This window comes from Vibrio sp. S12_S33 (assembly GCF_963889785.1).
Lineage (GTDB): Bacteria > Pseudomonadota > Gammaproteobacteria > Enterobacterales > Vibrionaceae > Vibrio > Vibrio aestuarianus.
The window spans coordinates 1-12,435 of the sequence record NZ_CAWPQZ010000017.1 but is presented as its reverse complement, the minus strand read 5'-3'; the positions used below and the strand labels follow the sequence as shown (position 1 = coordinate 12,435).

Genomic DNA, 12,435 nt, shown 5'->3' with positions numbered 1-12,435 from the left:
GATGGATAACGACAAGAAAAATACGCAGTACAGCAACTTGCTTTTTGACAGCGTTGAACAAATGAACCATGACCAAGATTATTGGTTTCAACTACGTGGTGATAACCCCAATACCTTGATTGATGCAGCAACACCACTGTTTGGTTTGTCTTTGCGTGTCAGAAGCTTATCTGAGTGCGACAACATTGAACAAATTTACAAACAGACCGTGGAAGAGATCAAAGCGATTGAAATAGAGCTCACGGAGCAAGGTTTTGAACATGCGATTTTAATGGCCTATCGCTACATTTTGTGTGCGTTTTTGGACGAAGCGGTTATGGGAACTGGCTGGGGCTCTTCTAGTGTTTGGGCTGAACACTCAATGTTGTCGCGCTTCCATAATGAAACCTGGGGCGGCGAGAAAGTCTTCACTATTTTAAGCCGACTAGAAGGTGAGCCTAAACGTTATCGTCCGTTACTGGAGTTTATCTATCAGTGTTTGGTGCTCGGTTTTGAAGGCAAATATCGAGTGATGGAAAATGGCCACCACGAGCGTGAAAAGGTGATCGCTCGTTTGCATGGTGCCGTGAGTGCCTTAGACGAAAGTGAACCCCAAGAGCTGACGTGCGCTACTGAGCATGTCGTGAAATCAAAATATAAATTAAGCCGACAGTTGCCTGTTTGGTCTGTCTTACTCGGCTTTGTCGTCATATGGGTCAGTGTATTTTTAGGGTATTCCTATTTATTACACAGCCAATCGAGCGACGTATTAAACCAGTTAAACCAAATACTCTAATTATAAAAGGCTAGGTGATTGTAGTGATCCGTATTGAATTACCCACATTAATTTCAAAACTCAATGAGCAGAGTAAGCTAGCCCTAGAGCAAGCCGCGTCATTATGTATTGAACGTCAACACCCTGAAGTAACTTACGAACACTTCTTAGATGTATTGCTTGAAAACCCACTTTCTGATGTTCGCATTATTACTAAGCAAGCCAACGTAGAAGTAGATGCAATTAAACAGGCGATCAGCGCAAGCTACGCCCGCGAGCAAGTGTTGGATACTTATCCTGCATTTTCGCCTTTATTAGTCGAGTTGCTGCAAGAAGCATGGTTACTTTCCACCACTGAATTGAATCAGCCCCATTTGCGCTCTGGTGCCGTATTGCTAGCAGCGCTGACCCGTGCTGACCGTTATCTGCCATTAAACTTGATCCGCCTATTTGAGCACATCAATAAAGAGAGCCTCAAAAAAGGTTTTGATTCTTTATTACAAGACTCTTCTGAGACGGTGGTTGAAAAACAAAAAACCAGCAGTGCACAACCGACTGCGGCATTAGATGCAGCTTCCTCTCCACTGCATAAATATTGCACTAACGTGACAGCTCAAGCCCGTAACGGTGAGCTTGACCCGGTATTGTGCCGTGAAAACGAGTTGAATTTGATGATCGACATCTTATGTCGTCGTCGTAAAAATAACCCGATTGTCGTCGGCGATGCTGGTGTCGGTAAAAGTGCGATGATTGAAGGGCTCGCTTTGCGAATCGTTGCTGGCAATGTGCCTACTCAGCTAGAAAATGTTGAGTTGCACTCGCTTGATCTAGGCTTGTTACAAGCGGGTGCTTCGGTGAAAGGTGAATTTGAAAAACGCCTTAAAGGCGTTATTGATGCCATCAAAACTTCACCGAAACCGATCATCTTATTCATAGATGAAGCGCATACCCTGATTGGCTCTGGTAACCAAGAAGGTGGAAGTGATGCGGCAAACCTACTCAAACCTGCTTTGGCTCGTGGTGAGCTAAGCACCGTCGCGGCGACCACATGGAAAGAATACAAAAAATACTTTGAGAAAGACCCTGCGTTAACTCGTCGCTTCCAACTGGTCAAGTTGGAAGAGCCAAGCATTGAGCAAGCCGTGGATATTCTACGTGGTTTGAATCGTGTTTATGAAAAAGCGCATAACGTACTCATTACTGACGATGCATTAAAAGCCGCCGCAGAGCTTTCAGCGCGTTATATCTCTGGCCGTCAACTGCCAGATAAAGCGATTGATGTCCTTGATACCGCCTGTGCACGTATCGCGATTAATATCACCACACCACCTAAACGCTTAGCACAGTTAGAGACAGCCTGTCATCAACGCCAGCTTGAAATCGACATGTTGCAGCGCGCACATTATTTAGGTCAAGTGGTTGATACTCAGCGCTTAGATGAATTATGCAACCAAGAAATCGCTGACGAAGCGGAAAAAGAAGCATTGACTCAAAGTTGGAAAGCACAAAAAACCATCATTGAAACGATCATCAATCTGCGCGATCAGCTATTAGATGAAGTGCATGTTGACGAAGAGGATAAGCAACAAAACCGCGATGAACTGCTTGCTCAACTTCAAGAGCAATACCAAACACTAGAGAATATTCCACATGCTGAACGTTTAATGCACCCACAGGTTGACTCGCAACAAATCGCTGAAGTGATTGCTGATTGGACGGGTGTTCCTGTTGATCAAATGAACAGTGATGAACTGCATAAAATTACCAACTTAACCTCTATTTTAGGCGAAGCCATCAAAGGTCAAGATACAGCGATAGAGCGTGTACACCGTCATTTATTGACCGCGCGAGCTGATTTACGTCGTCCAGGGCGTCCGAAAGGTGCATTTTTGCTTGTAGGACCAAGTGGTGTAGGTAAGACCGAAACCGTTGTACAACTAGCGCAACAACTCTATGGCGGTAAACAATTCCTAACCACCATCAACATGTCCGAGTATCAAGAAAAGCATACTGTTTCTCGTTTAATTGGCTCACCTCCGGGCTATGTGGGTTACGGTGAAGGCGGTATTTTAACTGAAGCTATTCGAAAAATGCCTTACTCAGTGGTTCTGCTTGATGAAGTAGAAAAAGCGCACCCAGAAGTGTTGAATATTTTCTATCAGGCGTTTGATAAAGGTGAGCTTGCTGATGGCGAAGGCCGTGTGATCGATTGTCAAAATATCGTTTTCTTCCTGACTTCTAACCTAGGCTATCAGACGATTGTTGACTATGCACAACAACCACAATTATTAGATGAGCAGCTTTACCCTGAACTGGCGGCTTTCTTCAAACCAGCTTTATTAGCTCGTATGGAGATCATTCCATATCTACCACTGAATAAAGAAGTGTTAGAGCAGATTGTACGTGGAAAACTCACTCGTCTCGAACAACTATTTAAGCAGCGCTACTGCGCTGAAGTGGTGATAGAAGACAGCCTAATCGAAGAGATTTTAAACCGCGCCACGCGCTCTGAAAATGGAGCTCGTATGCTAGAAGCTATCATTGAAGGTCAATTGTTGCCGCCAATTTCTCTCGCGTTATTAAACAAACTTGCAGAAAAGCAGCCTGTAAATCGTATTTATCTAGCGGCTGAAAATAGTGAGTTTATTGGAGAGGTTGAGTGATCATGGGCCACTGGTTAGCTTATGCGACCGAGCTTGTGGTCGCCAGAAAACCTAGCCAATTAGCGGCTATGTTTGTGGAGACGATGTGCCGAGAGCTTAAGTTAGATACCTGTCTATTATTAGTGCCAAGCTCTGATGGACGTTCATTAGTAACACACACTCAAGAACCGCAAACCGATCAGCAGAATTTGCAGTGGTCTGTGACGGATTTTGACTGTCCGCTTGCTCATGTTTTGCAATCGGCCAAACCGATGCAATTGACCTCAGATGAGTTGGTTTTTTGGCAATCGAATCGTGCTTTCAGCCAGTTGACCAATCAGGTTGGTATGTTTGATAGCGTATTGATACACCCCCTGCCGATTGGTGACAAACAAGTACAATCTATACTGTTATTGATTGGTGAAAGTTGCAGTTTAGAAATGGTGTTTAAACAACCTGAATTCACTAAATATGTGAATGTGTTTACACATCAATGGTCACTGCTTAACGACATGATCCGTGAAGAGCAGAGTCGCCAAGATTTGTCTCAATCGTTGGTTGATGCGCAGCGCGATAGTGCTCGTCGTGCATTAATGGCTAATTTGTCCAATCAATTGATTGGCAACAGCTTAGAAATGCAAAAGTTGCGTGAGCAAATAGTCAGCGCCGCCTCTTCGCATCTGTCCGTTATGGTTCAAGGCGAAACGGGCACGGGCAAAGAACTTGCAGCGCAAGCGGTTCATCAACTTTCATCCAGAAAACAAGCACCTTTTGTCGCGATTAACTGTGCGGCCATTCCAGAGAGTTTGTTGGAAAGTGAGCTGTTTGGTTATAGCAAAGGTGCGTTTTCTGGTGCTGATACTGACAAGCAAGGGCTAATCGCACAAGCTGATGGTGGCACGCTGTTTCTCGATGAAATTGGTGATATGCCACTGAGTTTACAAGCCAAATTATTGCGTGTTCTTGAATCTCGAACCTTTCGACCAATCGGTGGTAAGAAAGAGTTATCGTCAGATTTTCGCTTGGTTTCGGCAACACACGTCAACTTGTTCGAACAGGTTCGCACCAAAGCATTTCGTCAGGATCTCTATTACCGATTATTCCAGTATCCGATAACGTTGCCGCGTTTAGCCTCGCGATTGGAAGATATTGAGCAGTTGAGCCAGCACTTTGTACACTGTTTTAATCAGCAACATGCAACAAACATTCGTGGTTTGCATTATAAAGCGATCGATTGTCTGAAACGTTATGATTTTCCTGGCAATGTGCGCGAACTTAAACACCTAATAGAATTTGGTTGTGCTCAAACACAAGACGGAACTCAAGTCGAAGAACACTGTTTTGTGCATCGTTTAGTAAGTATGCAAATGCAGTCAGCCTCAGCAGTTGAACAGTACATTCAAGCGGAAGTCACGTCGCAAGAAACGACCAATTTCGCAGTAATTGACGACTTAAAACAAGCCATCAGTGAATTTGAGTCACGGATTATTCGTGAACGCTTGCAACACTTTTCTGGTGACCGAGCAAAAGCGGCCGAAAGTTTAGGCATTCCCAAGCGGACATTAGCTTACAAATGCCAGAAACTGGAGATAAAAACACCATGAAAACAATGATGTTGACCTTATCCACCATCGCTTTAGGTTTATGCTCTTCAATGGTTAACGCTTCGACAGAAGTATTAGATCAAGCTCAGCAATGTACAACCATCACCTCTCGTTTAGATAGGTTAAGCTGCTTTGACCACGTTTTTAAACCCCCGTCTAGCATGTTGGTTTCCAGTACCCCCGAGCACTCTGCCCCACTATCTTGGCATCGTGCTTTTGATAGCCTCAGTCAGTATCAAGAAGGGGCGAATAGCCACTTAACTATTGAGGGCGATGAAACGAATGGGAATGCTTGGGTAACCTTAGCTGCACTAAACGGCAATACGGGTTTTTCGGAAAATGCGAAACCCATACTGATGATGAGTTGCATTGATAATTTGAGCCGAGTGGAACTTGCGTTTCCTGATGCTGTGGTTGATCCACGCATTAAAGTGGCGGTGGCTCACACACCAGCTCAATCCTGGCGTAGTGATGATTTGGGCTTGTTGTTTTCATCGGGGCGGGGTATGCCTGCTATTGACATGATGAAAGCCATGGCGCGCGAAAATCGTTTGGTGTTGCGTTCCAATTCAGCATTGGTGGACGGGTTGCAATTTGATACCAGCCAACTTTCTCAATCATTGACAGCGCTAAAACAGCGCTGTGGCTGGTAAGGAGTCAATATGGAATTGATTGATTATCGACGCTGTATTACTCAGCCGATAGAGCGCGACAACCCCGTTGGCGAGCGATTAATTGACGACCCGCTTTTTGATTTTGTTGAAGACCAAATGATGAAGGTGGGCTCGCTGGCTCATAGCAGTGTGCAATGGGATGAAGTCGAGCACAGTTCGCTTAAGTTACTCAGTGAGAAAAGTAAGGATTTAAAACTTTTAATCTATCTCTTGCAGTGTTTGCATAACCAAGTCACGCCACAACGTTTTACCACTTCGTTATTGGTACTCGGTGACTTCATGTCTCTGTACTGGGAGGACTGTTTCCCAGCCCCGGGGAAAAGAGGCGGTTTACCGCGTCGTAAATTCTTCAGCCAAATCGTGCAACGATTGGCTCTGGTTATCGACAAAATAGATTTTGCCCAGTTCGACTTGCAAGACCGTGATGACCTTAATGCAGCTATTGATGCTTGGCAAAAATCAGTCACTAGCGTTGGCTTAATGTCTGATAGCGTCAAAACGTTAGTCACTAAGATCAATAGTGAACTTAGACGCGCCTCAGAGCGTGAACAAGTCAACAAAAGCGTCGAACAAACACCGCTCGTTGAGCCTAAGACGAGCCCGGCAAGTTCAATTTCGGTGGATAGTTCAAGTGATAAGGCCGCTAAGCAGACGTTGCTTAAGGTCTCGGAGTTTCTCTCAGAGCAAGAGTTTGGCTTAACCCTTGCGATTCGAGTTAGACGTTATGCAGTTTGGTCGAGTATTACTTCTCCTCCTGAACATGATGTAAGTGGTGAAACACTGCTGCGGGCCATGTCACAAGAAAGAGTGAAAGAGTATCAAGAGCAAATGCGCAGCCCTGACTTAGCGTTATGGCGCAAGGTTGAGCAAAGCTTAACCATGGCACCTTATTGGTTTGAAGGTCAGATGATGAGCTACAACATCGCGCAAAGCTTAGGTAAAACGCTGTGGTGTGAAGCGATTCTTAGTGAAAGCCAGCAATTTCTTGAGCGTTTGCCTTCATTAATTGATCTCAAATTTAAAGGTGGAGAGCCGTTTATCAGCGATGCGGTGAAAGAGTGGCTGGTGAGTAGCCACAATAGATCTTCACAAGGTCAAGTAACAGGTGATTGGCAAGAAAAGCGTAAAGAAGCGTTCACCTTGGCAAAAGAAGGGGGCATTGCGGTCGCCCTTTCGATGTTAAACGATGGTTTGGTTGGTGCCAGTGAACCGCGAGACAAGTTTTATTGGCGGTTACTGTCAGCCGATTTATTGAATGCCAATAATTTAGATGCGATGGCGAAAGAACAGTACCAAACATTGCATGCTCAAGCGACGACCATGAGCGTGACTGATTGGGAACCCTCATTAGTTGATCAATTAGAACAATACACAACGTCAGAGTAAACGAAGGACACGAACCCATGTGGAAATTTATTGTTGGGATAGCGAAAAAATTAAAGCCTGGCATGGCGGCAGCGATGCCTATTTTGCTATTTAGCACATTTATTTTATTGAATGTAGCTATCTGGTGGGCTGGCCCTTGGTTAGAGATAACAAATAACAAACCATTAGATTCAATTACTGAGCGCGCGGTTGCGAGCAGTTTGTTTACATTGGGCAGTTTGGCAGTTTGGGGTATTTGGCAGTGGCGTAAGCTACAAGGTTTTAAAGCGGAGCAAAAACGAGAAGAACAGTTACGCCAAGACCCGATACAAGCTTATGAAGAGCGTCAAGAGGTTGAGCTGAACCAAGTGATGGTCAGCATGAAAGAGAACCTCAACAAGCGCGACTACCTGTATGCACTGCCATGGTACTTGGTGCTTGGTTTAGAAAACGCCGGTAAAACTAGTTTGATCAACCGTTCGGGACAAAACTTTGTCTTCTCTTCAGTAATGCGAGCTTCAGGACAAAAAAGTGAAAACCCTTATTCGTTTGATTGGTGGATCGGTGATGAGTCGGTATTGATTGACCCGGATGGGGAACTACTCACCCAGGGTAACCGCAGCAGCGATAATGATGGCGCGATGGAGCGTCGTTTGTGGTTGCATTTTATTAACTGGTTAGAAAAAACGCGCAGCCGTCGACCACTAAACGGTATTGTATTGGCACTGGATGTGTCTCACCTAGCCACCGCAACGGCAACTGAACGCAAAGCTTACGCTAACTTGCTGCGAGCTCGCTTGCGCGAATTGATGGAAACACTGTCTACTCGTCTACCTGTCTATATTGCGCTGACCAAACTTGATTTGCTCAATGGCTTTGAACCATTTTTCAAACACTACACTCGTAGTCAGCGTGAAGAAGTGCTTGGCTTTACCTTCTCTCTTGATTCAATTGCTGATTTAGACAATTGGCTGAATGAATTTTCGGTAGATTATAGCCAATTTGTGGAGCACATTAACGCCGTGTTGCCTCACGCTGTTTCGGTACCTATGGATCTGGAAGAGCGTAATGCAATCTATAGCTTTACTCGTCAAATTTCGGGCTTGAAAGAGATTTTGCTGCAATTTTTTAATGACGCATTGGCAAGTGATCAATTTTCTACATCAGCTTTAGTGCGTGGAGCTTACTTTACCTCAGTTTATCAACAAGGTGTTCCAACTAACGCTTTTGACGATGCAGCTTCGCGCCGCTATGGCCTAGACCATGCAATTAACAAAGCGCAACAAGCCAAAAATTCAACCGTTTATTTCACGCAGAAGTTATTCAATAACGTCATTTACCCAGAAGCCGGTTTGGCATCTGATAATTTCCGTGTAGCAAAACAAAAGCGACGCTTAATCGGGCTGTCTGTTGTGGCCTGCTCTATTGCCACCGTTTTGCTGGTGGGGACTTGGCACCGTTACTACTTAGCCAACGTAAAGCATTCAGACGCGGTGTTAACTAAAGTTAATGAGTACAAACATGAGTTTCCATCCAATATCTATCTTGCTTCTCAACAAGATGTATTGGAACCACTAAATAAGATACGTGAAGCGACACTTGAATTTGGCTTCTTCCGTGAAAAACCACAATACATTTCTGACTTTGGGTTGTATCAAGGGCACACGATTGGTCCCATGGTGGAAGCCACATATCTGAACTTGTTGGAAAGTCGCTTCTTACCTCTGCTGATGGCGGATGTGGTGGTACAGCTTAACCAAGCGAAAACGGATGAGGAAAAACTGGCTGTATTGCGTGTTTATCGAATGATGGTCGACAAAAGTGGACGTTATAAAGATTACGTTCTCGATTATTTTTCCAAGTACTGGCAGCGTGAGTTCGCCGGTCAGCGTTTGATTCAAGAAGAGTTACTCGGCCACTTAGATTACGCCATGCTGCATACCGACTTAGCCAGTGATCGAGCAAATGGTGATCTCAATGCTGAGCAAGTGATGAAACCCTATGATCAAGTGGTGGCCAACGTTCAAATGCAATTAGGCTCGATGCCCAATGATCAACGTGTATACCGTAACTTAAAGTTGAATGCGCAAACGGTGCTTGGTCCCTCCATCAATTTACGTAACCTTGTCGGCCCGGTATTTGATGTGGTGTTTGAGGAAAGGGTTGTTAACAGTAGTGCATTGTATATTCCACAGATGCTGACGCATAAAGGCTTTGAAGACTACTTCATGCCACAGTCGGAGTCAGTATCAGAACTCGCGCTTATCGATAGTTGGGTATTAGGTCAGTCGAAGTCTGCACAATTTAGTGAAGCAGATAAGCAGTCTTTGCGTGACAAAATTCGCAATTTGTACGTAGCGGATTACACCAATACTTGGCGTGCTGCACTAAATGAAATTAGCGTAAAGTATTTCAGTGATATTAATGATGCGGTGTCGGTATTAGAAAACTTTACCGGTAATATTGAGCCAATGCAGCGTCTGTTACGCACACTTGAAAGTAATACTCAAATGTATGCGGGTGTGCCAAAAGACGAAGCAGCGCAAAAAGAGTTGTTAAAGAACCCAAAATATAAAGTGGCTTCTTTGATTGATGCTCCTTTTGCTGAGCTTAACGCGATGCTAACGCCAGTGGGTGATAAGCCTGCTTACATCAATGAGGTTTTGGTTGCAGTGGAGGATTTGCAAAACTACCTCAAGTCTATTCAAGACGCTCCTGATGTTGGTATGGCGGCTCTTGATGCAACAAAAGCACGCGTGAAGTTAGTCAATGCCGACCCAATTTATACACTAAAGCGTATTGCCTCAGGGCTGCCTAAACCGCTAGATACCATGGTTGCTAAATTGGCCGATGAAAGTTGGTATGTCGTCAAACAAGAGGCGATTAAACACCTCGAAGTGCGTTGGCATGATGACGTTTATAAGACATTCAAAGAGAAGCTAGCTGGCCGTTATCCGTTCAATGTTTCATCAAATAAAGACAGTTCATTGTCGGATTTTGAAGCCTTCTTTGCCCCGAATGGTACGTTGGATAACTTCTATAACAACCAACTAAAAATGTTTGTGGAAGAGAATATTACGGTGAACGACGACGATAAAGCGCAGTCGATTATTCGTAAAGATGTACTTGATCAGCTCAAACAAGCGAAAAAAATCCAGCAAGCATTCTTTAATCGCAAAGGTATTTTGGATGTAAGTTTCTCTGTTGAGCCATTACGCCTAAGTGGGAACAAGCGTCGCAGTGTTTTGAATGTAGATGGTCAATACCTTGCCTATAGCCATGGACCTCGAGATAGCGTTGAACTTATTTGGCCAAATACGTTGCGTGATTCCGCGATATCTAAAGTGACGCTGGTACCCACCAAAAATAACATGTCGCCGCGAAGCATTAATATTCAAGGACCATGGGCATTTTTCCGCTTACTGGAACACGGTGATGTTGTGGGCGCAAGTGAGACATCGGTGGACTTTAAATTTGCAGTTGATGGTGGTGAGATGATCTACCGACTCAACTCAGAAGCAGACGTTAACCCCTTTACTGAACGGTTATTTAAGTCTTTCAAATTATCTAAAACCCTTTACTAACAATAATGAGGAGTGATTGGTCATCGCTCCTCACATAATTTAGGACGCAGTAGCTATGTCCAATACGATATTTATCGACCATGCTCGTTTTCACCTAATAGAAGATTCAGCTGCGATTCGTAACCTTGATGCCTATCAAAGGGTCAAAGATGAGATCAATCGTCGTCATAATCCGTTATCGGGTGGTTCTGATTGGGCTGTGGTTAAAGAGGCTTGTGAAACATTGGCAAAAGGCCCAGGTATTGACCTTTTGTTATGTGGTTACTACACCGTTGCTTGTTTAAAAATGCAGGGGTTAGTTGGTTATGCCAATGGGTTAGAGCTGTTATGCGCTTGTTTAAGTAATTTGCATCAACCTGATGTGAAAGCAGCCAAAATGCGTAAAGAGGTTTTAGATTGGGTTAACGCTCGAGTTGTGAGGGAGTTGAAAGATCTTCGTCCTAACTATGAATCGTTAAGAGATCTTTATCGTTGTGAGCGGTTTTGCGAACGATTGAATACCATTTTAGAGTCTCAGCAACCGGATTGTTTAGTTGACTTTGAAGGGGTAGGTTTTACGATTTTTGAGCATATCGATCGCTTAGAGACTCAATATCACTCATTACTCAAACGCCATAACCAAGTCGATAAAGTGCAAGCAGAACGTAACCAAAAGCGTGCTCGTATTACGCATGTGATGACTTTTGTTGCCGGCATCTTGGTTGTGGCGGTCGTCTATGTTTCAGTTATGTATTTACCGTTTTTCCATTCGATGCCTTATGCGACATCACAAGCGCGCCCAGCACTGGGTAGCACAGATCAGGTGAGGGCTTTTCAACAGCAGCATTCTGCTGAAAAAATCAGTGAGTTATCGAAAGATATTGTCCCGCTGTATCGAAGTGCGATCGAGCAGAATATTGTGATCTCTTTTGAATCCGCGCGAGTTGAAGCTCAGCAAGTACTGAATGCTTTGCGATTACTGTACCCACAATCTACCGCGGTGCTAGAGGTTGAGAAAACCTTATTAAGTTCGAAACAACAGGCTATACAGCAGACAGAGAGCATTATTGAACGTTTCAGTGAAACTCGAACAAAAATGGCTAACATTGCACTGCTTGCGCAAAAAGGAAGGTTGTCTGAATTGCAACGGCAAACTAAATCACTAGAGGATTTTGCGATAAGTTTGTCGCCGATTTACGGTCGTGCTGCTTACGTTGAAGAGTTAGTGGCAAAAGGTGATATCACTCAAGCGAATCAGGAATTCACTATTTTGAAAGAGAGACTCAATAACTTGAGTTGGAAAATAGCCGAGTTGGATCTGCAATTTGAACGTTTGGTAAGTGAGAGTGAAGTGGCTCAATAGCGTGTGGGGTTAAGCAAAAAATGGTGAGTTTGAAGCAGTTTTTTGCTTAACGTAGGCAGTATGTTGCTTTAAAAACTCACCACAAATATAACCACATGAATAATAAGATGAAATAGATGGCACTGTATTTGCTGTAGCCATTCTATTTGTAATAAAAATGAGTGGAAAGGAAGATAAATGGCGACGTTAAGTTTTAGGCTCAAAGTGGATGGGTTGACAGACGACACCTTAGTGGTGCGTGAATATCAAGGGGTCGAATCGCTGTCGGATAAGCCCTTAGATAACGGTCAAACCTGTTACGGTTTTCGCTACGAGATAAAACTGGCGAGTCGTCAATCAACCATCAAAGCTGTGCAGCTGGTGGACAAACCGGCGCAGTTAGAGATGCTGCGTGATGGCATTGTAGTACAGCGCGTGCATGGCATTATTCGTCAATTTAGCAAGGGCGATATTGGTCATCACCATACGTT

General features: G+C 44.2%; 7 protein-coding genes and 1 pseudogene. All 8 read left to right on the top strand.

The genetic code is table 11. From position 1 onward, the window contains the following. The first annotated feature begins 1 nt into the window (after position 1). Entirely contained in the window at positions 2-775 is a 774-nt protein-coding gene (icmH, locus tag AACW06_RS09850) for a type IVB secretion system protein IcmH/DotU (RefSeq protein WP_192074963.1), read from the top strand. 23 nt (positions 776-798) lie between these two features. Continuing rightward, on the top strand, positions 799-3,417 hold the full coding sequence (gene tssH / locus AACW06_RS09845) for a type VI secretion system ATPase TssH (protein ID WP_192074921.1): 2,619 nt from the start codon (positions 799-801) through the stop codon (positions 3,415-3,417). Positions 3,418-3,419: 2 nt separating this feature from the next. After that, a complete protein-coding gene (locus AACW06_RS09840) occupies positions 3,420-5,000 on the top strand; it encodes a sigma-54 interaction domain-containing protein (protein ID WP_192074920.1) in 1,581 nt (526 codons plus the stop codon). After that, positions 4,997-5,653 carry a type VI secretion system-associated protein VasI gene (vasI, locus tag AACW06_RS09835; RefSeq protein WP_192074919.1) on the top strand — a complete coding sequence of 219 codons (657 nt, stop codon included), beginning with the start codon at positions 4,997-4,999 and terminating at the stop codon, positions 5,651-5,653. The genes AACW06_RS09840 and vasI overlap by 4 nt, the downstream gene beginning before the upstream one ends. 9 nt (positions 5,654-5,662) lie before the next feature. Beyond that, the gene (tssA, locus tag AACW06_RS09830) at positions 5,663-7,060 is read left to right on the top strand and encodes a type VI secretion system protein TssA (protein WP_192074918.1); all 1,398 of its coding nucleotides are present in this window, start codon (positions 5,663-5,665) and stop codon (positions 7,058-7,060) included. A 62-nt stretch (positions 7,061-7,122) separates the two neighbouring features. Then, a complete protein-coding gene (gene tssM / locus AACW06_RS09825) occupies positions 7,123-10,623 on the top strand; it encodes a type VI secretion system membrane subunit TssM (RefSeq protein WP_192074962.1) in 3,501 nt (1,166 codons plus the stop codon). 55 nt (positions 10,624-10,678) lie between these two features. Next, positions 10,679-11,965, top strand: coding sequence for a type VI secretion system ImpA family N-terminal domain-containing protein (locus tag AACW06_RS09820; protein ID WP_192074917.1), 1,287 nt, complete (start codon positions 10,679-10,681; stop codon positions 11,963-11,965). A gap of 177 nt (positions 11,966-12,142) precedes the next feature. Then, a pseudogene (locus tag AACW06_RS09815) lies at positions 12,143-12,435 on the top strand (type VI secretion system tip protein VgrG); the annotation flags it as partial.

What these genes read in the sequence shown, in the direction of transcription:
- icmH (WP_192074963.1), top strand. Translation starts at nt 2, where the DNA reads ATGGATAACGACAAGAAAAATACGCAGTACAGCAACTTGCTTTTTGAC.
- AACW06_RS09840 (WP_192074920.1), top strand. Translation starts at nt 3,420, where the DNA reads ATGGGCCACTGGTTAGCTTATGCGACCGAGCTTGTGGTCGCCAGAAAA.
- vasI (WP_192074919.1), top strand. Translation starts at nt 4,997, where the DNA reads ATGAAAACAATGATGTTGACCTTATCCACCATCGCTTTAGGTTTATGC.
- tssA (WP_192074918.1), top strand. Translation starts at nt 5,663, where the DNA reads ATGGAATTGATTGATTATCGACGCTGTATTACTCAGCCGATAGAGCGC.
- tssM (WP_192074962.1), top strand. Translation starts at nt 7,123, where the DNA reads ATGGCGGCAGCGATGCCTATTTTGCTATTTAGCACATTTATTTTATTG.
- AACW06_RS09820 (WP_192074917.1), top strand. Translation starts at nt 10,679, where the DNA reads ATGTCCAATACGATATTTATCGACCATGCTCGTTTTCACCTAATAGAA.